Below are 25,144 nucleotides of genomic sequence, written 5' to 3'. Positions count from 1 at the left end.
AGGGTCTGCGCCCAGTCAGGAGTCTCAACTTTTACACCTGATCATTGATATCCGAATATTCCTCAACTATAGTTAATTCTGGATGATCTTCTTCATTATTATTCCAATTATCTAACACATCTTTAATTAATACTTCTTGTACCCAAATTTTGGCAACAACCGTCAGAGGAAGTGCTAAAAATAATCCTAAAAATCCAAAAAATGTCACAAAAAATAACTGAGAAATTAAAGTAACTGCTGGTAGTAAAGACACTTGATGTGCCATGACTACAGGTGTGATAAAATTGCTCTCAGTCTGTTGAATAATAAAGTAGAGAATAAACACAGCAACAGCTTTCCAGGGATTATCCAAAAGAGCGATCGCCATTGCTGGGACTACACTCATAGTTGGACCCAAATTAGGAATTAAATTCATAAATCCCGCTAACACGCCCAAAGCTAGTGCAGCCTTCACTCCTAAAATTGATAAACCCACCAAACTCATCAGCCCTACCACCAAAACACCAATAGAAGCACCAGTCACCCATCCTCCTAAAGAAACTTCACATTCCTGTACAATCCCCCCTACCCGCCGCCGATAAAAGGAGGGAAATATGCGAATAAATACTTTTTGATAAGCATCAGGATTAACTAAAAACATTCCTGTTAACACCAGGACTAATAGAATTTTGAGAACAACTTCTAAAGATCCAGAAACAAAAGCAAAAGAATTACCTAATAAGCGATTAAATAGCGGTTGGGCTTGTTCAATTAAACTATTCAGATCCGGTATATAAGGTAATAATTGTGCAGGAATATGACTTCTTTGGACATCAATCCAACTATTAAACCGCCCAAATCCTTGGGGAACTCGATAAGTGAGTTCATGAAATTGCTGGATAAAAGGTGGTACGATTAACCAGAAAAAACAGACAACACCCGCAAAGAAAATCCCTACAGCTAATAAAACTGATAATCCTCGTTTTATTCCTAAACTTTGAAAGCGCCGGGCGAGACGATTTAAAGTCGTCGCTAAAACAACCGCCGCAAATATTAGTAGCAGAACGTCACGAAGTTGCCACAATACATATAAAGATATAACTAAGGCAATTAAGCCTATCCATTGACCAAGATTCACAAGCAAGACTCCCAGCTTGGTAAAATGCCTTTTGATGACAATGCAGTTAGGTTAGCTGATTTTAGCAACACGGACTATATTTTTTCCGTTAATTTTGCTTTTGTCTGGGTATTCGCCACAGGAGAACAGTGGCCATAATTATAGTTGGTAACAAAACCATAATTAACACATTTGTCACCGTTGCTGGAATCCCTAAAAACGGACAAGCATATTTAATTAATACCGAGAGCAAAGTCGAAAATAATAGCAACTTTAACAAAAATCCTATTTGGTTTTCCATAACAGTGCGGGGAACACATAATTTTATAGGGTATATACCAAATAATAACTGAAAATAATAAATCTTTATCTCGTTCCTAGTCTCTGACTAGGAATGCAGTTGATGAGGCTCTGCCTCCATCTTATCTCATTGAAGGCAGAGCCTTATCTTATTCATTCCCAGTCAGAGACCTGGGAACGAGATAAAAATAATAAATATTGTGTTAGCTAAATGTTGCCATCTACCGTTAGGATCGAGTATAGGTGTGAATTTCTATCATATTATCGCTAAAATGGAAATAAACTCAGTAATTAGTGCGATCGCTAAAATTGCTCCTGCAACTGCTACCCTGGCTATCAAGCAAGCACAACGGAATGAAAATGTAATCAAAATTGTCAAGGAATTAGGGATTGATCCGATTCAACCGCCAGATGATCCTATTAGCGTTTATGTCTATGCTTTAATAGAATATGGAGTATATAAGCCTGAACCACTACTGAAACTTTTTAGAGAAAAAGAAATTCAAAAAGCTTTCTGGAAAGATTTTAATGCCGATCATCCCTTAATTTTGACTCCAGAAATAGAACATTTTCTAGATTGGAATATTTTGGGAGATGAAATAAGAGAATTAGAAAATATTAATATTCGTCAAGAATTTGAAGAATTTTATCAAGTTTTTGTTAGCGTAGCCAAACGCACGAGGACACCTGCGGAAGTTTTACGTGATAGAGATCAAAGATATCCGTATCCACCGGAATTTCAATCACTAATTGAAGAAAAAATCAAATCATTCTGCGGTCGCGGATTTGTATTTGCTAAGTTTGAAGAATTCATCAACGCCAATAAAAAGGGCTATTTTATAGTTAAAGGTCATGCCGGAATGGGCAAAAGTACCATTGCTGCAAAATACGTTATTGAACATCAAACAATTTGTTATTTTAACGTCTTAGTAGATGGTAGTAACCGTCCTGAATTGTTTCTGGCAAGTATTCGTAAACAACTGATTAACCGCTATAAATTAGCAAATGTTGAAACTGCGGATTTATCAACATTACTGACCGAAGCTACCGCAAAACTTAGCACTAATGAAAAATTAATTATTGTTGTTGATGCGTTAGATGAAGTAGACCAAAAAGAAGGAGTAGAAAATATCTTATATTTACCGAAAACTCTGCCAAATAATGTTTATTTTTTCCTGACCAGACGACATTTTGAACCAACTCAAGAACGACTCTATACTGAAGGATTGAAAAAAGAATATTTAGATTTAACTGATAGTAAATATGACCAAGAAAATCAGCATGATATTCAAGAGTATATTCGTTTCTGTTTAAACAATGATCCAGAACACAAAGCCGGATTACAAACTTGGATAGAAAACAAAAATATTACTCCTGACGCTTTTGTAAATCAGTTAGCAACCAAGAGCGAAAATAATTTTATGTACCTGCGCTATGTTTTACCAGCTATAGCAGAGGGTGATTATAACGATTTGAATTTAACCCAACTACCCCAAGGTTTAGAAAATTATTATCAAACTCATTGGAACCGGATGAATATGAATGATTCATCTAAAAAAATGAGAGTAATGATTCTGTTTATTTTAGTGGAAATTGGTACACCGATATCCGGTGAGATGCTTTTTGAGATCGTTAATGAAGATGAATGTGATGTGCAGAATATTTTAAATGAATGGATTGAATATTTGAAACTGCAAACCATAGATGAAGATATTTGTTACAGCATCTATCATGCTAGTTTCTTAGATTTCTTGAAAGGGAAAAGAGAATTTAAAGCAACTCGCAAATTATTTACAGAAGTAAATCAGCGCATTGTTGATTATTGGGACAGGACAGGGATGATAATAAAATCTTAGGATTTCCGTAGGTTGGGTTAAGCAAAGCGCAACCCAACCCACCACCTTGATTCACACTAAAAAAATATCCAACTGTCATTGCGAGCGAAACAAAGTGTAGCGCAGCAATTGCAAAGACTTGAAGATTGCTTATTGATTCAAAAGGAGAAATTGAGATTGTAGTTAGCGAAGCACAACCACACAACCAATTTAATGTTGGGTTTCCTTACGTCAACCCAACCTACAGATATTAATTTTTATCAAAAATCTTATGCCAGCAACTAACAAAAAATCATTATCAGATAAATCCTATTCCCAAAAAGCTTATTTGGGTAAATTTCCTTATAATTTGGTAAACTCCGGTAACTTAACCAAATATTTCCAAACCCTCACAGATTATCAATTCATATCTAACAAAATCAATCATCCTGACTTTGGTATCCAAGCCTTAATTGAAGATTATGATTTATTAGATGCTACCCAAACCGCAACCCACCCAGACCAAAGCAAAACCTTAAAATATATTCAAAGTGCTTTGCGACTGTCTGCACATATTGTCACCCAGGATAAACAACAATTAGTAAGTCAATTATGGGGAAGGTTACAAACCATCAACACCCCAGCAATGCAAACACTATTAACCCAAGCACAACAAACTCACCCTCTCCCTTGGTTGCGTCCCCTCACCCCCAGTCTCACCCAAGCGGGAGGAAGGTTACTCCGCACCCTCTCAGGTCATAGTCATTGGGTACGAGCAGTAGCAGTGACAGCAGACGGAAAACGGGTGATTTCTGGTTCATCTGACAAAACTGTGAAGGTGTGGAATTTAGAGACAGGGGAGGAACAGTTGACCCTCTCAGGTCATAGTGATTCGGTACAAGCAGTAGCAGTGACAGCAGATGGAAAACGGGTGATTTCTGGTTCATCTGACAAAACTGTGAAGGTGTGGAATTTAGAGACAGGGGAGGAACAGTTGACCCTCTCAGGTCATAGTAGTTATGTACTAGCAGTAGCAGTGACAGCAGACGGAAAACGGGTGATTTCTGGTTCTTCGGACAATACTGTGAAGGTGTGGAATTTAGAGACAGGGGAGGAACAGTTGACCCTCTCAGGTCATAGTGGTTATGTACTAGCAGTAGCAGTGACAGCAGACGGAAAACGGGTGATTTCTGGTTCTTCGGACAATACTGTGAAGGTGTGGAATTTAGAGACAGGGGAGGAACAGTTGACCCTCTCAGGTCATAGTGGTTATGTACTAGCAGTAGCAGTGACAGCAGACGGAAAACGGGTGATTTCTGGTTTTGATGACAATACTGTGAAGGTGTGGAATTTAGAGACAGGGGTGGAAATAGCTACTTTTAGTGGTGACGCTGACTTTCATTCCTGTGCAGTTACACCAAATGGGTTAACAATTATTGCGGGTGACGCTGGGGGAATGGTGCATTTTTTAAAGTGGGAAAATCCGGGAGCATGAAATGATGAGTTTATCACCCAGACCACCAACTATGAATAATTCCATAGTTAATCACCAAGAATTTGCAGCCATAATTCACCAAAAAAGCGCGAATTTTATCGGTCGTAATTTCGTGTTTACTGCGATTCATAATTTTCTCAATCGCTACAACCGGGGTTATTTCACTATTATCGGTCTACCCGGTAGCGGTAAAAGTGCAATTATTGCTCAATATATTAATCAAAACAATCCCCCAGAAAATCGCCAGGTAATTTATTACAACGCTGAACTAGAGGGGAAAAATCACGCTGAAGAATTTCTCAAATATATATGTTCTCAAATTATCGCCACATTTGATCAAATATCTCTGCCAAATTTACCCGATAACGCAACAGAGGGAAGTTGGTTTTTATCATTGCTTCTCCAACAAATCAGCGACAGTTTACAACCAAATCAAAAATTAATTATTGCCATTGATAGTTTAAATTGCATCAATTCCCAATTACAACCACCAGGAACAAATATTTTTTATCTTCCCCGCTACATTCCCCAAGGGGTGTATTTTCTCCTAACCCGTCGTCCGTTTTTATCCAGTAATTCCGGTTTATTAATTGAAGCACCGGTGCAAAGTTTGCATTTAGCAGATTATCCACAGGAAAATAAACAGGATATTCAAAATTATATTCGGAGAAACCTAACCCCCCTCACCCCCCTTCCCTACGAGGGAATGGGGGAACAAGATGCTTCTAACTCCCCTTCTCCTATTACAGAAATAGAGGAAAAAAACTTGTCTAACTCCCCTCTCCTCGCAGGAGAGGGGTTGGGGGAGAGGTCAATCAAATCCTGGTTAAATACCCACCAAATAAATGAAGCAGAATTTATGACTAATTTAACCAACCGCAGCGAAAATAATTTTATGTATGTTAGTCAAATTTTAGCTGCTATTACTAATAATTTTTATCCCCAACCTTCCCAAATAGGAACATTATTTCCACCACTATTAGAAACCTATTACCAACAACATTTAGAAAAAATGCTGGGTTCTCAATATGAAGATTTTCCCCTAGCAGTGTTGCAAGTTTTATCCCAGACAACACAACCCATATCAGTTACAGATATGGCCAATTTCCTAAATACTGATGAATATGATATTGAAGAATTATTAGAAAATTGGTTAGAGTTCTTGCAAATAGAAACTATTTCTGACTCAACCACCTACAAATTCTATCATGATAATTTCCGCCAATGGCTCATAAAATCTTTGTTTTGATCCTGTACATCCTTTAATCCTGCACATCCTGATAGCGAAGCATGGCGTATCACTCCTCCGTCGTCACGCAAGCTATAGCCATTTCTGACAATTTACCTAAGAGGATGTTTGAAAAGTGTTATTCCGTAATTTTCATCACATTGCTACCCCCCTTTCCCCTTGTAAAGGGGGGAAACAATAAAAATCCAGTTCCCTCCCCTTTACAAGGGGAGGGTTAGGGTGGGGTAAAAAATATTTGATACATCAACCATAACTTTTCAAACACCCTCTAAGAGACTTTCAAATAAAAAAATGTCCCAAAACTGATGCAGAAATTCTCTCTCTGTGTACTCTGTGCCTCTGTGGTTCGTTTCTTAGGATAATTTATTTCTTGGAAGTCTCTAACTAGTACATCACGGCGTAAATAAAGCAACCATATTCAATCGCCAAAAAGCTTACTGTATATTAGTTTTGACTTTTGACTTTTGACTTCCGCCCTGCGGTACTAGCCACTTAGAGACTTCCAAATAAAAAAATGTCCCAAAACTAACGCAAAAACCCTCCCTATTTCTTCTCTCTCTGTGTACTCTGTGCCTCTGTGGTTCGTTTGTTCATTTATTTATTGGGATAATTTATTTCCTGGAAGTCCCTTAGGAACGCAAATTTAATAACCTGCAATTCTGACTTAACCTGAAATGGTGCGTTACGCTGTCGCTAACACACCCTACTTTTGCACTTTATTTAATTCATATTCCTTAATATTACTAGCAAAAGCGATCGCCTCGAAGGTAAATATAAAGATTTATGTATTCTTTCCTGATTGTATTCATTAAGAATTGAAAATTATGTTTGTGAAAACAAATAAATCATTGTCACATATAGCAAGCAGTTGCACTAATTAAAATTCTTAGGCGTGTTAAGTCTTATAGTAAACCTAAAAATTATGTTGTCAATGAATGGTGAGACACCTTTGATTAATTTTCTCAGATAGTTTAGGATATGGCAGAAATTACAGCGACGTGGATTCAGTTAAGTAGGTGAGCGTTGAAAATTGTCGTTATGGCAAGGCAAAAGGCAAGAGGCAAGAGGCAAGAGTGAAGAGGGTTTGGGCGATTTTACATTTCTTTACACAGTTTGGTTTTATTGTGTTCACCTACTTACTATGATCGCAACGTTACAACTTTTTTCTAGACATAGTTCGCAAAAACTTATACTAACCATCATCCCTGTGCGTTATTGTGCTGATTTTTAAAGAAAACTCTAGTCCGAATAGACATACCTATAGAGCCTTGAATAAGCTACTTTTGACAGGGAAATCTGTGAGGGTTATGGCTTGTCTCCTACCCTTATTTATCTGGTGGGGGTGCAAAGCAGTACAAAACCAATTTGTACAACCACAAGCAATCTTAGTTTTGGGCGGTTCTACTCGCTTACTAGAAAGAGAAAAGTTTACAGCCAAATTAGCTCGCCAATATCCCAATATACCTATTTGGATTTCTGGAGGCAGTCCACCGCAGCATACTAAAAAAATATTTGCCAATGCAGGAGTTGATACCCAGCGTTTAAATTTAGACTATGAAGCTGTAGACACAGTTACTAATTTTACTACTACAGTGGATGAATTGCAATCTCGTGGCATCAAAAGTGTTTATTTAATTACATCTGACTTTCATATGCGTCGTGCTTGCATCGTTGGTGAAATTGTTTTAGGTAGTCGAGGCATGAATTTTAAACCCCTATCAGTTCCTTCAGAAAATTCACCAGAACCGATTGAAAAATCTCTTCGGGATGGTGCTAGGGCAGTTATTTGGGTAGCCACAGGTTATACAGGTGCTAATTATGCCAATAAAAATAAACCCTAGAACATCAGAACCGAATTAAAAATCAAAAATTTTCAATTGTTCCCAATTCCCAATATCACCACAATTTGATACCCTAGCTTAAACAGTTTTGAGAAAAGTTAAAGCGTGGAAATTCAACTTGGGCGGGGAAAAGTGGCGCGTCGAGCCTATGGAATTGACGAAATTGCTTTAGTCCCTGGTAACAGAACTCTCGATCCGAGTTTAGCTGATACCAAGTGGCAAATCGGCAATATTGAGCGAGAAATCCCCATTATTGCCAGTGCAATGGATGGTGTGGTTGATGTACAAATGGCTGTTCGCTTGTCCCAGTTGGGGGCATTGGGCGTAATTAATTTAGAGGGTGTCCAAACTCGCTATGCCGACCCCGAACCGATTTTAGATCGGATTGCCTCCGTCGGCAAAGATGAATTTGTCAGCCTGATGCAAGAACTATATGCTGAACCAATAAAGCCGGAATTAATTGAAAAACGTATTCAGGAAATTAAACAACAAGGCGGTATTGCGGCAGTTAGCGCAACTCCAGCAGGTGCAAGCAAATATGGCGAAGTCGTAACTAAAGCTGGAGCAGATCTATTTTTTATCCAAGCTACAGTAGTCTCTACCGATCATATATCTCCAGAAGCTATTACTCCCCTTAATTTAGCGGAGTTTTGCAGTTCTATGGCTATCCCTGTGGCTTTGGGAAATTGCGTTACATATCAAGTCACCTTAGAGTTGATGAAAGCTGGTGCAGCAGCGGTATTGGTAGGTATTGGACCCGGTGCTGCTTGTACTTCTCGTGGAGTGTTGGGCGTGGGCGTACCTCAAGCCACTGCGATCGCCGATTGTACAGCCGCTAGAGACGATTATTATCGGGAAACCGGTAAATATATCCCCATCATCGCTGACGGTGGTTTAATCACCGGAGGAGACATCTGTAAATGTATTGCCTGCGGTGCTGACGCTGTTATGATTGGTTCTCCATTTGCCAGAGCCGCCCAAGCCCCTGGGCGTGGTTATCACTGGGGTATGGCAACTCCTAGCCCAGTCTTACCTCGTGGGACTCGCATTCGCGTGGGTACAACTGGAACTCTAGAACAAATACTCAGAGGACCTGCTGGTTTGGATGATGGTACTCATAATCTTTTAGGAGCTTTAAAGACGAGTATGGGAACTTTAGGGGCTAAAAACATTAAGGAAATGCAGCAGGTTGAAGTTGTCATTGCTCCTTCTTTGTTGACAGAAGGTAAGGTTTACCAAAAAGCCCAACAGTTAGGTATGGGTAAATAAGGGATTGGGGACTGGGGACTGGGGATTGGGGATTGGGGACTGGGGATTGGGCATTGGGGACTGGGGATTGGGCATTGGGCATCGTTAAGGGTTTTCTGCTGACAACTGACCATTGACAACTGACAACTAACCATTGACAACTGACAATTGACAACAACTTTGAGAATGACTGGAAAAATCACATATCTAGCCTACAATAGAGATGGCGGAGACAAAAGTTTCCGTTCACTCCTCACACCACACTCCGCCCGGACTAATGTTCGGGCGGTTCCTTATGGTAGGGATTAGTTTTCTAGTTTCCTGGCAAATGTATATCCTTTATCCTTAATAGGATGTTTTTGCTATGGTAGAATTTTCACCAACCTCGGAAATATCTTATGTAAAGGTTTTTAGGTATGTCAGCAGCAGAACAAGTTACAGATTCTACGTTTAAGCAAGAAGTCCTCGACAGCGAAGTTCCCGTATTAGTTGACTTTTGGGCTCCTTGGTGTGGTCCATGCCGCATGGTAGCCCCTGTTGTGGACGAAATCGCCACTCAGTATGGAGATCAATTAAAAGTTGTGAAAGTTAATACTGATGAAAATCCTCAGATTGCTAGTCAGTATGGTATTCGCAGTATTCCTACATTAATGATTTTCAAAGATGGACAAAAAGTAGATATGGTGGTCGGTGCTGTACCTAAAACCACTTTAGCTAACACTTTGGAAAAGTATCTTTAAGCTGAATAGACAATAAACTTAGCTTAAACAGTAGAAGCCTCTCACCTACCCGATAGGGAGGTGATGAGATGAATACAATACGCGTAAGTGAAGAATTGACCAACGAGCAAAATTGAGCATAGCGAAATCAGCAATGTTGGTCGATGTTAGCGCAGCGGCACGAAGTGCGGAACGAACACTTTTTTCGTTTTTCTCCAAATATCTGATATAACACTCAGTGATAGGTGTAACCCAAATTAAATGCACCAAAGGCAGCCTATTACAAAAGTTAAAAATTATCTCCAAATGTTTGAAAAGTCATGATTGCTGTATCAAATGTTTTACCCCTCCCTAACCCTCCCCTTTATAAGGGGAGGGAACTGGATTTTTACTGTTGGTTGATTTGCGCTTTACTGTATTAGCAACTTTCGTTAAAATATAATGCCATTATTGCGGCAGTAAGTATGACTTCTGAAGCGTCCTTTTCTTCATTAGATTCTCTCCAAGCAGATATTGCTGAACTCATAGACCGTTTACCGACACTAAAACATCGGCAATTTATTCAGCAATCACTCACCACAATTTTGCGTCTTGCTGATAGTGATATTGAACGTCTGGATTGGAAAATATTATCTGCCGCTTTAGCAGATATGGAATGTGGTTTCCAATTATTTTATAACTACCGTCATGTGCGGAAAATTACTATTTTTGGTTCAGCGCGTCTAGCACCAGATACACCAGCATATCAAATGGCTCTGCAATTTAGTCGGGCTGTTTCCGCGCTAGGATTTATGATTATGACAGGTGGTGGTGGTGGGATTATGCAAGCTGGTCAAGAAGGTGCTGGTAGGGAAAATTCCTTTGGTTTAAATATTCAGTTACCTTTTGAGCAACAAGCTAACCCAATTATTGAAGGTGATGCTAAACTAATTAATTTTAAATACTTTTTCACTCGCAAGTTATTTCTTCTGAAAGAAAGTGATGCTGTGGCTTTGTTTCCTGGTGGTTTTGGCACTCAAGATGAGGCTTTTGAATGTATGACATTGAGCCAAACAGGTAAATTTGGTCCAGTTCCTTTGGTGTTAATTGATCAACCAGGAGGCGATTATTGGCGTTCTTGGAGTCAATATATTGATGAGAAATTGGTAAAAACAGGGCTTGTTAGTGCAGATGATCCGAGTTTGTACACTGTTACAGATAATCTTGAAGTTGCTTGTAATGCCATTACTGGATTTTACCGAATTTATCACTCTAGTCGTTATGTTGGTGATCAGTTGGTGATCCGGTTAAAAGAAGATTTATCCGATGCTCAAGTGGAATTACTTAATACTCATTTTTGTGATATTTTGCTGACAGGTAAAATTGTTAAAAGCCAAGCATTACCGCAGGAGGAACAAGATGAAACATCTAGTTTACCCCGGTTAGTTTTAAATTTTAATCAACGAGATTTAGGGCGTTTATATCAAATGATTGGAGTAATTAATCAGGTGGGTGTTCCCACTCCAGAGGAATTGGCACATCCAGAAAGGAAGTAAGTAGGTTGGCGTTGAAAATTGTCGTTATGGCAAGGCAAAAGGCAAGAGGCAAGAGGCAAGAGTGAAGAGGGTTTGGGCGATTTTACGTTTCTTTACACAGTTTGGTTTTATTGTGTTCACCTACTTAACCTATCCAATTTATTAATTAGGAATGTGAATTAAATAAACTGCAAAAGTCAAAAAGTAGGGTGTGTTAGCGACAGCGTAACGCACCATTCCACAGACTTGCACTATGGGAAATATTATGTAGGGCTTGCTGATAGCGTAGCGTGGTGTTAACCATATAAACATAAAACTGTTACAAGTTAATGATTTGATGGGGATAGAAGGTGAATTAGGTGCAAGGAATAAGCGTTAAAATTGTTCATTTACCAAACTGACAAGTCAGCACTGACGCTATCACTTTCCCAGATTTAATCTTTTTTATAATCGTCTTTAGCCAGGGGAGTGTCAACAATACTGATAAATATAATCAGGCTCGTATATTAGTATAAGTTGCTAGGAAAAGAGGGAATTAAAAGTTAAAAATAGTTTCAGAATACAGCACTTCCCGATGTTATCAGGTACAAGAACCCCACCCCCCACCCCCTCCAGTATCAAAAGCTTATCCTTTTCTTCCCTCCGCTACGGGGGGATTGAGGGGGGTGCGATGAGGGGGCTAAGATGTACCTCATAAGAGCGAAAACCGCTGTATCAATACCTTGTCCAAATTGGAAAAAGCCTTGATTTGTAGGTTGGATATCAGCTTAAGGGACTTCCAAGAAATAAATTATCCTGATTAACGAACCACAGAGGCGCAGAGGACACAGAGGAATAAGGGTTTGAGAGATTTTTGCGTTAGGTGGTTGAGTATTTTTTTATTTGGAAGTCCCTAAAAAATATGAAACCCAACAAATGCGCTGGGTTGCGCTGTCGCTTAACCCAAACTACAGAAAATAGACAAGGTATTGAATATAGTTTACGCTTACGAAATTAAAGAAAACTCTTACCAATTAACGAATAAAGGAATTTAAATATGCTGGAATTATTAGGATCAGGTTTGTTTTCTATCTGGCTAGAAGTGGCTAAGGCGCAAATTCAACCGTTAGAAGCTTTGAGTGTGTTGGCTTGGCAAGGTAGCTCTAATTTGATTCTTGTCCCTGATCCAAGTCCAGCAGGTGCTATTACGGTTCACGAATATCTTAATGGGTTAATTACGTCAAAATTAATTGACCAAAATCTCATGTCCTCTCAGGGGATTTGGTTACAGTCGGGACCAATGCTGATGGCTAATCATCAAGGTACTATACCTTTACCCGCTGCTTCTTTAACTAAGGTTGCTACTTCATTGGTGGCTTTGAAAGCTTGGGGACCAGATCACCAATTTGAGACTTTAGTTAGTAGCACTGGACCTTTAGTAAATGGGGTGGTGCAGGGTGATTTAGTGATTACTGGTAGTGGTGATCCTATGTTTGTGGGGGAGGAAGCGATCGCTCTGGGAAATACTCTGAATAAAATAGGTATTAAGCAAGTTAAGGGAAATCTGGTAATTACTGGGGCTTTTGCCATGAATTTCCAACGTCATCCCCTGCTTGCCGGTCAATTACTCAAACAAGCACTAAATCACCAAACTTGGTCGCGTTCTGTGGTTTTCCAATACTCAATTATGCCCAAAGGAACACCTAAACCCCAAGTGATTATTGCTGGTAATATTAAAGTAGACCCTCAACCTAAAGTTGGGCAAACTTTACTGGTACGTCATCTTTCCTTACCTTTGCAAAAAATCATTAAGGAAATGAACGTTTTCAGTAATAACGATATTGCGGAAATGTTAGCCAATTCTGTGGGAGGTGCAGATGTAGTTAGCACCACAGCATCCCAACTGGCTAGATTCCCAAAGTCAGAAATTCTCTTGATTAATGGTTCTGGTTTAGGGAAGGAAAATCGAATTTCTCCCAGGGGGGTTTGTGCTATGTTTATGGCATTACAACGGGAAGCTAGTTTTTATCAGTTAAATTTAGCTGATTTATTTCCTACCTCTGGACTAGATCATAGAGGCACGATCCATTCTCGACATATGCCCAAAGCAACGGTAATGAAAACTGGTACTCTCAATGATGTTAGTGCTTTAGCTGGAGTTGTCCCCACACGCGATCGCGGCTTGGTTTGGTTTACAATCATTAATCGTGGTGGCAATGTATCAGCTTTTCGGGTTCAACAAGATAAACTTCTCCAGACTTTAGAAAAAGAATTAGAAGTATCTACTGACATTCCCGATACTGTCACACCTCGATTAGATAATTCTTTACCAAATCTTGGTGCAGATAATCGCAATAAAGTTTTATACAACCAATCATAGGGGGGAAGGAGTCAGAAGAATGAAGAATGAAGAATGAAGAATGAAGAATGAAGAATGAAGAATGAAGAATGAAGAATGAAGAATGAAATTTCTCCCCTACTCCCCCTACTCCCCCTACTCCCCCTACTCCCCCTACTCCCCTTACTCCCCCCACTCCCCCAACTCCCCCCACTCCCCCTACTCCCCCAACTCCCCCAACTCCCCCACTCCCCCCACTCCCCCACCCCCCAACTCCCCTACCCCCTACCTACCTTCCTGGGGGATAATTTCTGTGACTACTCTGCTTTTGGATGAATTACCACCTTTAACAACAATATTTTCTGTTTCTAAATTACCGACGGCTGTTTCCCCTTGAAAAGTTAATTTTGGTTCAATTTGACGATAAATTATATTTCCTTGAGCTTCTAACAATTTTTTATCTAAATACCAAGTCAGTTGATTTGATTTTAAAGACTGACTACGTTTTCCAACCGCATTAACATTACCAGTGAGATACACCGTGTTTTCTGGTATTTTCATTTTTCCCTGATTAGCGGTGACAGTCACATTCTCAGCAGTTTGAAATATGCGAATAGGAGAATTTGTGGTAATATTTTCTTTGTTAATATTCCAGGTTATAGAGTTACTAGTAATTTGCATTGGTGGATCTATTAACTCTAATTTTGCCTGTGGTTTGAGAGTCGCAATTTGAGTTTTTAAATTAATTTCTGCGGCGTTACCCTGACCACGTGCAGTAATTTTGTTATCTTTATATCTTTCTATTTGAATTGGGCGATCGCTAAATAATTTCTCCTCCTTAATATGCCATATTAAATGCTCAGTTTGCATTTGCAACTGTGGATCTGTGGATTTAGCAACTACTCCTTGTGAAAATTCTACCCGTTGTTCACGAGTTTTAATCTTTGCCTCTTGAGCTACAGCCTGTAATTGTTTATGACTACCATTTAACTGATTGCGAACAATTAATAAATCTTCTTGAGGCCGCCATTCTAGCTCATTACCCTTGAAGACAATCCCATTACGGGTATCAGTAGCGACAATTTTACCTTGAAGAAATAGTTGCTTACCATCTTGCTTAATGTCAGCTTTTTCTGCTTTAATTTGGTAGACAACTTTTCCATCTTGGTAAAGTTCCCCTTCAGGATTTTCCGCCTGACCTACTTGTTTATCTGTAGTGTACTTTGCCTCTTTAGCTTTAACTTTCCAAATTGGTCTACCTACCTCATCAAATTGTTCAAAAACAATCCTAAAAAAAGTTATCTTAGTATCATCATCTTTTGGAGATGAAGGATCAGTTTTTGATTGGGTAGGTAATAGATTACCGCAACTCGACAAGCATAAGCCTAAACATAATATCAAAGGCAGGTAAAACCAATTAGTTAGTGATGTTAACCCCAAAAATGAACAGAAGTGGGGAGAATGATTTTTAATTCCCCTCTGATGTTTTCCATCTTGTCTTCCATTCTCCCTCGCTTGTGAATCTTGCATTATTCTGGAACTTCTAGATGTCTATTACTATCTCTAGGATCGTCTAAAAAGCCCATACTAGACAATGGGCGATATGGATAACTTTGGCGGGGAGTTTTTTGGATATCTTCTTTGATGGCTTCTAAATCAATATAGCGATCGCTCACATTAATTAAACTATCACTAGTCATAGAACGCAAACTCACCACCTCTACCCTCACCCCACGATAGCTGACAGAATTGACAGCATAAGCCAAATCGCCGTCACCGCTGACTAAAACTGCGGTATCATAGGAATCGCACAATGCCATCATATCAACAGCTATTTCCACATCTAAGTTAGCTTTTTTAGAGCCATCTGGTAATTGCACCAAATCCTTAGCAATCACCCGATAACCGTTACGACGCATCCACAACAAAAAGCCTTGTTGTTTCTCATTTGTCCGATCCACTCCTGTATAGAAAAAAGCCCGTAATAGCCTTGATCCGCCAGTCAATCGGCACAATAACTTAGTGTAATCAATTTCGATTCCTAGTTGTAGTGCCGCATAAAATAAGTTTGAGCCATCAATAAAGATAGCCACCCGACCCCGATTTTCCAAAACCTGTTCTGGGGTAAATATTGAGTCGTTTTCAAAATTGTTCAACATTGTTGTCATACCTTGTGTTGTTATCCCTGTTATGATAGAAATTTCTAACTATCTACTTGTTAGAGTTGCTTATGATAAGAATTCAGGAGTTCAGAAGGCAAGAGGCAAGAGGCAAGAGGCAAGAGTAAAGATCAATATTGTTCTTTATTCCCTGTTCCCTGTTCCCTGTTCCCTGTTCCCCGAATTCTTTGGTTTTTTAAGAAATTCGCAGTTCCCAAAATTAATCTTTTATTTTGATGTTTCTATCCGTTTAAAAACTGGTTTTGGCGTTCCCAATATTTGTTTATCGGATAATATTCCCCATGTTGAGTGGGTACAAAAAGGAGCTAAAATTGCACTTTCTTTTTGTTCATTAAAATTTATTCCCCAGCCTAATTGCTGATAAATATCACTGCTGATATTAGGAATAATTGGGGAGAGAAGATAAGCTGCTAGTCTTACAGATTCCAGCACCGCATATAGCACCACTTCCACTTCCCCCTGCTTACCTTGTTTATATAATGACCAAGGAGCTTGATCATCAATAAACTTATTACTGGCTTGTACCAGAGATAAAACATAGTGACAGGCTTCATTGAAAGCTAATGCTGTGTATGCTTGTTTCACCTTTTCTCCTAACTGCAAACCCATTGTTTTCAAAGGATTGTCAATGGGAATAGCTGATTGGCTGATGGACGGTACTTGACTAGCACAGTATTTCTTCACCATGTTTAAAGTCCGATTTAACAAATTACCTAAATCATTCGCCAAATCTGCATTCAAAACATTAATGAACCTTATTTCATTAAAATCGCCATCTTTACCAAATTCGATTTCCTTAAGGAAGTAATAACGAACGGCATCACTACCATAATTTTCCACTAAAGTAATAGGATCAAGGGTATTACCTAAAGTCTTCCCCATTTTTTGACCATCTTTAGTTAAAAAACCATGTCCAAATACCCTGTCTGGTAAAGGTAAACCTGCTGACATCAACATTGCTGGCCAGTACACAGCATGAAAGCGTAAAATATCTTTACCAATCAGGTGCAGGTTAATCGGCCACCATGTTTGTAAAGCATTAGCTAAAGTTGGTTCTGCATCTGGTTCTAACAATGCCGTAACATAACCCAGCAAAGCATCAAACCACACATATAATGTATGTTGAGAATTCACAGGTACAGGAAAACCCCAATCCAGATTTACCCGGGAAATTGAAAAGTCCTGTAAACCTTGAGCGACAAAATTGAAAACTTCATTCCGTCTGCTGACAGGTTGGATAAAATCTGGGTGGGACTGGTAAAACTCCTCTAACTGGGTTTGATATTTAGACAAGCGAAAAAAATAGTTCTGCTCGTCTCGCCACTCTACTTGTTTGTTAGTATGGGTGGGACAGTGTTTGTCTGCAAGTAAATCCCGTTCTTCCTTGAATTCTTCACAGGAAACGCAGTACCAACCTTTCTGTTGTCCTTGGTAGATGTCACCAGTTTCCCAAACTCGCTGAAAAAACTCTTTCACTATCGCTTGGTGACGGGGTGCTGTAGTCCGACTAAAGCGATCATATTGAATGTCGAGTAAATCCCACAAGTTAAGAAAACTAGGAACGATTTCATCACAAAAATCTTGTGGTGGTTTTCCTAAATTTGCTGCTGAACGCTGAATTTTTTGCCCGTGTTCATCTGTACCTGTAATTAGTAGCACTTGATGTCCCTGTAAGCGATTAAATCTGGCTACTACATCCGCTGCTATAGTTGTATAAGCACTGCCAATATGCGGAACATCGTTGACATAGTATAGTGGTGTGGTCAGTGCAAAAGTCTTTTCTGTTTTATTCACAAGATTCATGGACTATAAAAGCAAATTATTAATCAGTTTTCTCTATTAATAATCTAGATGATTTAGACAAAACTACGTAATTATATAACATTGCTACTTTTTTTTCAAACTCCTGGCGATGGATAACAAGTTTATGGACTGAAGAATTGTTTAATTACTTCTATAAATCCACCTGATTTTTAACTAAATCAGAGAAAGTATAGGAATCCGGTTTGATTCCTGAATTTTCCGTTGAGTTAGGGAACAGGGAACAGGGAACAGGGAACAGGGAAGAAGGATTTCAGTATGTACCGAGTTCTGTTCAAAAATCAAATAGGAGTCCTATATTTACTAATAATCATGGTAAAACCTGTTTCTGTCCTTAGTAGTTACAGAGAATACACTAACTGAAAATCTAGCGATATAACTAATTGTGTGGATATGATTTTGCATATTATTCCCAGTAATAATTGACTAAACTGTTAGTTGTAATTTTGAGTAATGTACTAGGTTGTTGTTCTAGAAATTCCTAATTTAGCGAGCCTTGTTTGGGAATTTTTAATCCATTAATCATTGAACTAACTATTAAAAATTTACTCGCAGCATTTAGCTAATGTCTAGCGACTGAATGCTGACTTACATACTTATATATCATGAATACAAATTGCTATAAATTCTGTAATTATGGTTTCAGAGTGGATGATTTTTTATCTGGAAAGGTTGATTTTAGACAGATGAGAAAAGATAAAAATTTCATCACAATCCCTATCTGGATACAGAAGAGGGTAAAGTTAAAGATAGAGTAGACGAATAAAAATAAGTAAAATGCCAGCAGTTGATCCTAAACCTTGTTTTTTAACGCCAAATCCAGTAGAATCAGATTCTCCTTTATTTATCTATTTACCAGGTATGGATGGGACTGGTGAGTTATTGCAATCTCAAATCCCAGAATTAGCCTCTGGTTTAGATATTCGTTGCTTGTCCATACCCAAAAACTGTCTGGCCACTTGGGATGTTTTAGCGAAGAATGTTTTGGACTTGGTTCACGCTGAGTTAGAAAAAAGCTGTCAACGGACAATATATCTATGTGGTGAATCTTTTGGTGGTTGTTTAGCAATACAAGTAGCTATCCAGTCGCCGCAGTTATTTAAGCGTATTATCTTAATTAATCCTGCTTCGGCTTTGCAGCAGCAATCTTGGTTTAATTGGATATCCCCGGCTACTCAGTTTGTGCCATCATTTCTATTTAATGTTGGTGCGTTGGGTTTGTTACCGTTTCTAGCATCATTAGAACGGATTTCTCCAAGCGATCGCCATACACTACTTACAGCTATGCGTTCCCTACCATCAGAAACTGTAAATTGGCGCTTATCCTTACTGCGAGATTTCCAGGTTGATAGCAAAGAGCTACAACAGCTAACACAACCAATTTTACTCATTGGCAGTGGTAGCGATCGCTTATTACCCTCTGTAAGTGAAATTACTCGATTGGCAGGTATTTTACCAAATACCCAAACATTTATCCTACCATATAGCGGTCATGCCTGTTTATTAGAGAAGGATGTGAATCTCTATCAGATTCTCAAAGATAATGATTTTTTAGAAGTTAATATTAATATACCAAAAATTCCTAAATCAACGGACAGTCCTATTTTCACCACCTGAGTTCGGTGTTAGGAGTTCGGAGTTTCTCCTTCGGAGACGCTACGCGAACGGAGTTATGATTTTTTCAACGAGATCATAAGGGTTTGAGACTCATACTTGGGGCAGTTTTCCACAAATTAAGTAGGTTAGCCTTGAAAATCGTCGTTATGGCAAGGCAAGAGGCACTCATGCAAGAAGCAAGAGTGAAGAGGGTTTGGGCGATTTTACTTTTCTTTACACAGATTGGTTTTATTGTGTTCACCTACTTATCTTATGTCGAACTCAGGTTTTCACCAAGTCCGTGTGAAGCCCGGTTGTATTAGTATATGGGGTATAGGGGCAATTTATCTAGCTTGCGTCCGAAAGGGTCTTGCCCCTACAATGTGCAATTCTCCAGAGAGATTATTAGCAACCTGAAATACCAATATATTATCAGGAGATTATCGGTGAGTTTTCACACTTCCCGCTGTATTCTGTAACATCCGTTTACTCTTCGGGGATGAATACTCAATATCTCTAGAGGTTTGCATCGCCTCTTTAACAAGAGTTGCTAATTCTTCTAACTGATTAATTGCTTCTGCACCCTCTAACTTCATTAACTCTCTATCATCACGCATTTCTGTCCAAGTAATCCCATAATCGGATACTAAAAAGCGAATTAAGTGATTATCGCCTAAGCTTACCATAAAAGATGCACTGTTCATTTGGTCGCCGCAAGTATAACAAGAAGCCGGATAACCATACCTCTCTAGTACAACTGCTAGAGCTTGCAAATTCATTACTAAATCTTGAACAAATTGTCTATGCTCGTTTGCTAGTCTTAAAAACACTTGTCCCTCCAGACACCACAGTCATTTGAGTTTATTTTATATTTTCTTTAGATTTTCTCATGAATCGGTGTTGTAAAATGGGTTTTACAATTTTTAGTGTTTCATGGGTTCGTTAATTAGTTAACTTGTCTAGGTTAGTAGATAACGATTCTTGAATAAGTATCAGGCTATTCAATTTATCAGGTAGTTATAGCAGGCTCAATTACTAAAATTTACATTTTGGCTTTATTGCTCTGTCGGAACTGTACCTAATAAAATTTAGACCTTATTAGCCTAGCTTAAATTCCTTCGTAGTCAAGTTCTTTAAAGCCATACCTGGCACTATTACAGGTCATATAGAACCATATTAAGATGATTTATTCAGTCTAACGCTTATTTTCGTTCTTTGTGTTTTTACCTCCACTTCAAATAAACCTCGAATGGTATAGCATAGATTGAGATTAACGCAATTGTCGAATATACTTAATTAATGTATCGTTTTTAATATATATTTTTAATACCCTCCATAACACTGATTAGGATTAGAGGATTTACAGGATTGTAATTTGATGGTTAATGACTCAGTTTAGGAACGCAAATTTAATAACCTGCAATTCTGATGTAACCTGGAATGGTGCGTTACGCTGTCGCTAACACACCCTACTTTTGCACCTTATTTAATTCACATTCCTTATAATATTTTGTCAGAATCAGGATAACCAGGATTATAGGATTAACAGGATGATTATTTGATAATTACTAGACGTGAATGATGTATTGATTATTACAATAATTTGATAAAAATGAACCTTTCTTCATACATTTATTTAATATTTTGTCTGAATCAGGATAACCAGGATTATAGGATTAACAGGATGATTATTTGATAATTACTAGACATGAATGATGTATTGATTATTACACTAATTTGATAAAAATTAACCTTTATTCATACTAATCATCAACAACCAACCAATAACTAAACAATCACATCCTGTACATCCTCAAATCCTGGACATCCTGATATGGCTTACGCCACGCTTCGCTATCAGACAAACACAACATTCACCACACAACAAATAATCATCCAATCACATCCTGTACATCCTTAAATCCTGGACATCCTGATATGGCTTACGCCACGCTTGTGAAAACACAACATTAGTATGTCATGCTGGATATGGAAACTTTGCAACCGTTAAAATTGTAGATTCTAGTGGTATTGAAGTTGATTATTTTGTTGTTTTTACAGTATTTCGGGAAAGTAAAAAGCTGAGGTTGCACGTAGAAAGCGCCTACCCTAAATATGATGGTATAGGTAAAATCAAAAAAGTTCGCTTTTTTGTGATAGCTAAAAACTTATTAAATAATAAAAAATTACCCAGTCCTTAAATAACAAAGACTCCTTGAGGAGTCTTCGCCAAAAATCAATTTTTGGTATTCAGAACGTCTTTACCGGAATTCCTCGACCATACAGGTAACGGGATGTCATGTTTAGACTATCTTTCAATGCCTAAATCATGTCTGCTGCATCCTATATTTCCATATTAGGCTATATTTTCAATTTCGTCAAGTTTGTATTTGTCTGATAGCGTAGCGTGGCGTAAGCCATATCAGGATACCCAGGATGAAAGGATTTACAGGATGGTTATTTGATGGTTGATGACTATTTACTTAATATTTTGTCTGAATCAGGATATCCAGGATTGAAGGATTGACAGGATTGTAATTTGATGGTTGATAGATGAGACTATCTAAACTATACAGATTTATAACTAGTCATCAGGCACTTTAACTAACGAAGGTTTCTGATTTATATTCTGGGATATGGCTAGATTATAATTGTCTAAATAAGGCTGTTTTTAAGTAATATCTGAGGATGAATTTAAAATGAACCAAGATGAAATAGATGCTAAAATAGCTCAATTAGTAGCTAATATAGATCGCAGATTGGCAAGTGAAAATATATCTATTTTTGACAGAGTTTATATTGTTCAGAGGGAAATATGCCATGCTCTTAATATTAATATTGATTCTTTTCATTTAGATACAAAGACTATATCATTATTGATGAACATTGATAGTTGGTATAGAAAAAATTATATGATTAAAATAAATGTCAAGAATTTCATCCAAGAGAAACCATTTTTTCTGCAAGGAGGTATTTATTATATTTATGTGGGGAAATTAACAGGTGAATATTACAGTATCCCTGATAATACAAATTTACCAGAAGTCATAATACAAGATTTAACAGAACAAGAAATTAAATTTTTACGTGATGAACTTAAAAAAGTAAAAATACAATGGAAAGCCATAGACAATCTAAAATCTGTTATTATTTGGCGGGATGAAAGAGAAAAAAGTGAAAATGATTTTATCGGTCTTCAGGATGATGATTTTTACTTAGCTGCTGAAACAATAAATTTTCTTTCTCTTGCTATTGAGGATTTGAATCTTGCTATTCTTACTTTAAAAAATACCAGCACCAATAATTATCAATTCGTAATTTTTCCGCTTTCACAAGCAATTGAAAAGCTATTAAAAGCTTGTGTTATTTCAGAAAATTTAATGCTGGGTCAAGAAATTGAAGACTTACTGACAACTTTAAGAAGTAACAAATATGGACACAATTTACTAAAAATAGTTCAAGATTACAGGCAAATTATTCCTTTTCCTGAAAATATAGAATCAGAGATAAAAAAATATTCTTTTTTCCATAACAATGCTAAGTCTAGATATGATATTACGCCCGTCTCCTCAGAGCAAGCAGTAGGTATGATAGACGCTGTATTAAATATCTTTCAATTAATAAGCGGAAAACTTTATATGCCTTTAGAGGAAGCTATGTATGGTCATGAATATTCTTCGGAAATATCAGAATATTATGATCAATTAGAGGATGATAATTGTGATTTTGATTAATACAGTTAAAATAATTATGTGGCATTTTCTGTCATAAATTACTTAACAAATTACAATTATTACCTACAAATTAAAAATCCAATAAACTAACAACTAATCCCCCTATTCATACATAATGAATAACCCCCATCAACAACTACTCCAACAAATAGACTTAATGCTTCGCGCCCGCTATCCCCTACTATATATAGTCGGAGTCGAAGAAGAACCAATAGAACAAGTCCTGCAACAACTCACCCAAATATCCCAGACACCACGACAACTATTATTATGGGATATCGTCACCGGTTGGGATGACAACGGAACTGATAAAGGTTCTGTCATGGGTGCATTATCAAGAATTACCAAAACCCCAGAAAATACAACCATAATTTTTGTATTGCGAGACATCCATTTTATCCTCAAAAACTCCGAAACAGAAAAAAATGCTCCCGTAATTCGTGCTATCAAAAACCTCACCCGTCAACTCAAACGCACACGCCAAACCCTCGTCCTCACCAGTCATATATTAACCATTCCCCCAGAACTACAAGAAGAAGTTACAGTAATTGATTTTCCCTTACCCAACATCGAAGAAATTGATTATTTAATTCAGCAATTAATAGTCCCCGAAAAACTTAACTTAAATGGACTAGGAAAAGAACAATTAATCAAAGCCTGTCAAGGATTAAGTCGCGCCAGAATTAGAAGAGTTTTAGCCGCCGCTTTAGCAGCAAAAGGACAAGTCAACGAAACAGATATTGATAGAGTTTTAGAAGAGAAAAAACAAGCAGTTCGCCAAACCGGAATCTTAGAATTTTACACCGCCAATGAATCATTAAAAAACGTCGGTGGCTTAGAAAATCTCAAACAGTGGGTGCGAATGCGTCAAGATGCTTTTACCGAAGAAGCACGACGTTATGGAATCCCCAACCCCAAAGGCATTTTATTAGTAGGAATCCAAGGAACAGGTAAATCATTATCAGCCAAAACTATCGCCCATGAATGGCGTTTACCATTGTTACGTTTGGACGTGGGGAGATTATTTGGGGGTATAGTGGGAGAAAGTGAAAGTCGCATTCGGCAAATGATACAATTAGCAGAAGCAATATCACCCTGTGTATTATGGATGGATGAAATAGATAAGGCATTTGGTAATATTAATAGTGGTGTAGATGGTGACTCTGGAACATCGCGCCGGGTATTTGGTACACTCATTACCTGGATGCAAGAAAAAACCAGTCCGGTGTTTATGGTAGCTACTGCTAATAACGTGCAAATATTACCAGCCGAGTTATTAAGAAAAGGGCGATTTGATGAAATATTCTTTTTAAATTTACCCACAGAAAAAGAACGCCATGATATTTTTAAAGTCCACTTGCAAAAAATCCGTCCTTCCCGACTGCGAGAATTTGATTTACAAAGACTCGCAAATCATAGCGAAAACTTTAGCGGTGCTGAAATTCAACAGGTAATTATTGATGGTATGCACCGCGCTTTTGGTAGTTTAATTGATGGTAATAGGCGGGATTTTAACACTGAAGATATTTTAGCTGCGGTGTCGGAAACTGTTCCTTTGGCGGCTATTGCTAAGGAACAAATTACTAGTTTAAAACGCTGGGCTGCGGAAGCTGGCGCAAGAACGGCTTCTGTTGATACGCTGTTAATTGAGGAGTTGAAGGTTTATTCTCAGCAGCAGGGTTTGGGTCCTTTGGAGGTGGATTAAATAATAAAAGAAAACGAACCGCAGAGGCGCGGAGGACGCGGAGGGAAGAGGTTTTGGAGATATTTTTTATAGGAGTTGATTTTTTATGTCTCATTTTACAACTATCAAGGTGCAAATTAAACAGGGTGAAGTTTTGCTTGACGTTTTGCAAGAGTTAGGTTATCAAGTTGAACAAAATACTCAAGTTCGGGGTTATAGGGGTGATAAAACTAATGCTGAATATGTGATTAAGCAATCTAATGGTTATGATTTAGGTTTTCGTAAAAATGAAGAAAGTTATGAATTAGTGGCAGATTTTTGGGGTGCGAAAATTAATCAACAGGAGTTTATTAATAATATCAGTCAAAAGTACGCCCATAAAACTTTGATGGAAACCATACAAACTGAGGGTTTTAGTGTGGAAGAAGAGGAAGTTTTAGAGGATGGTACGGTGCGGGTTTTAGTTGGTAGATGGGTTTAAATAAGATCCCCGACTTCTTTTTAAGATTTTATCAATAAATGATTAAATAAGGTAA

The 25,144-nt window shown here is 38.0% G+C and carries 19 protein-coding genes; 12 read left to right on the top strand and 7 right to left on the bottom strand.

All coding sequences use genetic code 11. The annotated features are described in order from the left end of the window. Positions 1-31: 31 nt before the first annotated feature. Together AA650_RS03065 and AA650_RS26010 are read right to left on the bottom strand one after the other, a co-directional pair. Entirely contained in the window at positions 32-1,117 is a 1,086-nt protein-coding gene (locus AA650_RS03065) for an AI-2E family transporter (protein WP_053537911.1), read from the bottom strand. 88 nt (positions 1,118-1,205) lie between these two features. After that, positions 1,206-1,397 carry a hypothetical protein gene (locus AA650_RS26010; RefSeq protein WP_081424125.1) on the bottom strand — a complete coding sequence of 64 codons (192 nt, stop codon included), beginning with the start codon at positions 1,395-1,397 and terminating at the stop codon, positions 1,206-1,208. Between the two features lie 271 nt (positions 1,398-1,668). Between AA650_RS26010 and AA650_RS28560 the strand changes: the two genes are divergently transcribed. The 7 genes from AA650_RS28560 (at position 1,669) to AA650_RS03025 (ending at position 11,297) form a co-directional block, all read left to right on the top strand. Next, complete coding sequence (locus AA650_RS28560) at positions 1,669-3,252, top strand: ATP-binding protein (RefSeq protein WP_053537909.1); 1,584 nt, start codon at positions 1,669-1,671, stop codon at positions 3,250-3,252. Between the two features lie 250 nt (positions 3,253-3,502). After that, a complete protein-coding gene (locus AA650_RS03050; RefSeq protein ID WP_234413275.1) occupies positions 3,503-4,705 on the top strand; it encodes a WD40 repeat domain-containing protein in 1,203 nt (400 codons plus the stop codon). Between the two features lies 1 nt (position 4,706). Then, positions 4,707-5,954 carry an ATP-binding protein gene (locus AA650_RS03045; protein WP_081424124.1) on the top strand — a complete coding sequence of 416 codons (1,248 nt, stop codon included), beginning with the start codon at positions 4,707-4,709 and terminating at the stop codon, positions 5,952-5,954. A 1,307-nt stretch (positions 5,955-7,261) separates the two neighbouring features. Next, the gene (locus AA650_RS03040; protein WP_053537908.1) at positions 7,262-7,795 is read left to right on the top strand and encodes a YdcF family protein; all 534 of its coding nucleotides are present in this window, start codon (positions 7,262-7,264) and stop codon (positions 7,793-7,795) included. Positions 7,796-7,900: 105 nt separating this feature from the next. Further along, a complete protein-coding gene (locus AA650_RS03035; RefSeq protein WP_053537907.1) occupies positions 7,901-9,064 on the top strand; it encodes a GuaB3 family IMP dehydrogenase-related protein in 1,164 nt (387 codons plus the stop codon). Between the two features lie 395 nt (positions 9,065-9,459). After that, positions 9,460-9,783: a thioredoxin gene (trxA, locus tag AA650_RS03030; protein ID WP_027403318.1), complete on the top strand. Its 324-nt coding sequence runs from the start codon at positions 9,460-9,462 to the stop codon at positions 9,781-9,783. A 443-nt stretch (positions 9,784-10,226) separates the two neighbouring features. After that, positions 10,227-11,297, top strand: coding sequence for an LOG family protein (locus AA650_RS03025; protein WP_053537906.1), 1,071 nt, complete (start codon positions 10,227-10,229; stop codon positions 11,295-11,297). Positions 11,298-11,438: 141 nt separating this feature from the next. On the opposite strand, the gene AA650_RS27530 is transcribed toward AA650_RS03025, so the two are convergent. Further along, on the bottom strand, positions 11,439-11,588 hold the full coding sequence (locus tag AA650_RS27530) for a hypothetical protein (protein WP_199924369.1): 150 nt from the start codon (positions 11,586-11,588) through the stop codon (positions 11,439-11,441). 724 nt (positions 11,589-12,312) lie between these two features. On the opposite strand from AA650_RS27530, the gene AA650_RS03020 reads away from it, so the two are divergent. Next, on the top strand, positions 12,313-13,635 hold the full coding sequence (locus AA650_RS03020; protein WP_053537905.1) for a D-alanyl-D-alanine carboxypeptidase: 1,323 nt from the start codon (positions 12,313-12,315) through the stop codon (positions 13,633-13,635). 243 nt (positions 13,636-13,878) lie between these two features. On the opposite strand, the gene lptC is transcribed toward AA650_RS03020, so the two are convergent. From lptC to metG, 3 genes are all read right to left on the bottom strand, one after another. Continuing rightward, the gene (lptC, locus tag AA650_RS03015) at positions 13,879-15,123 is read right to left on the bottom strand and encodes an LPS export ABC transporter periplasmic protein LptC (RefSeq protein WP_081424122.1); all 1,245 of its coding nucleotides are present in this window, start codon (positions 15,121-15,123) and stop codon (positions 13,879-13,881) included. After that, entirely contained in the window at positions 15,123-15,752 is a 630-nt protein-coding gene (locus tag AA650_RS03010) for a LabA-like NYN domain-containing protein (RefSeq protein ID WP_027403313.1), read from the bottom strand. The genes lptC and AA650_RS03010 overlap by 1 nt, the downstream gene beginning before the upstream one ends. Before the next feature lie 228 nt (positions 15,753-15,980). Next, the gene (gene metG, locus AA650_RS03005; RefSeq protein ID WP_039200952.1) at positions 15,981-17,576 is read right to left on the bottom strand and encodes a methionine--tRNA ligase; all 1,596 of its coding nucleotides are present in this window, start codon (positions 17,574-17,576) and stop codon (positions 15,981-15,983) included. 795 nt (positions 17,577-18,371) lie between these two features. Between metG and AA650_RS03000 the strand changes: the two genes are divergently transcribed. Further along, positions 18,372-19,211, top strand: a complete 840-nt coding sequence (locus AA650_RS03000; RefSeq protein WP_053537904.1) for an alpha/beta fold hydrolase — start codon at positions 18,372-18,374, stop codon at positions 19,209-19,211. Positions 19,212-19,630: 419 nt separating this feature from the next. Here AA650_RS03000 and AA650_RS02995 read toward each other — a convergent pair whose 3' ends face one another. Further along, complete coding sequence (locus AA650_RS02995; protein ID WP_039200949.1) at positions 19,631-20,020, bottom strand: DUF1815 family protein; 390 nt, start codon at positions 20,018-20,020, stop codon at positions 19,631-19,633. Between the two features lie 1,869 nt (positions 20,021-21,889). On the opposite strand from AA650_RS02995, the gene AA650_RS02990 reads away from it, so the two are divergent. The 3 genes from AA650_RS02990 (at position 21,890) to AA650_RS02980 (ending at position 25,089) form a co-directional block, all read left to right on the top strand. After that, positions 21,890-22,924 (top strand): HEPN domain-containing protein, encoded by a 1,035-nt coding sequence (locus tag AA650_RS02990; RefSeq protein ID WP_053537903.1) that lies wholly within the window; start codon positions 21,890-21,892, stop codon positions 22,922-22,924. 115 nt (positions 22,925-23,039) lie between these two features. Next, the gene (locus tag AA650_RS02985) at positions 23,040-24,629 is read left to right on the top strand and encodes an AAA family ATPase (RefSeq protein WP_053537902.1); all 1,590 of its coding nucleotides are present in this window, start codon (positions 23,040-23,042) and stop codon (positions 24,627-24,629) included. An 85-nt stretch (positions 24,630-24,714) separates the two neighbouring features. Then, a complete protein-coding gene (locus AA650_RS02980; protein ID WP_053537901.1) occupies positions 24,715-25,089 on the top strand; it encodes a DUF1257 domain-containing protein in 375 nt (124 codons plus the stop codon). The last annotated feature ends 55 nt before the right edge of the window (positions 25,090-25,144 follow it).

Origin of the sequence: Anabaena sp. WA102 (assembly GCF_001277295.1) — a bacterium.
GTDB classification, from domain to species: Bacteria; Cyanobacteriota; Cyanobacteriia; order Cyanobacteriales; family Nostocaceae; genus Dolichospermum; species Dolichospermum heterosporum.
The sequence above is the reverse complement of the archived record's forward strand: the minus strand, read 5'-3'. Positions and strand labels throughout refer to the sequence as shown.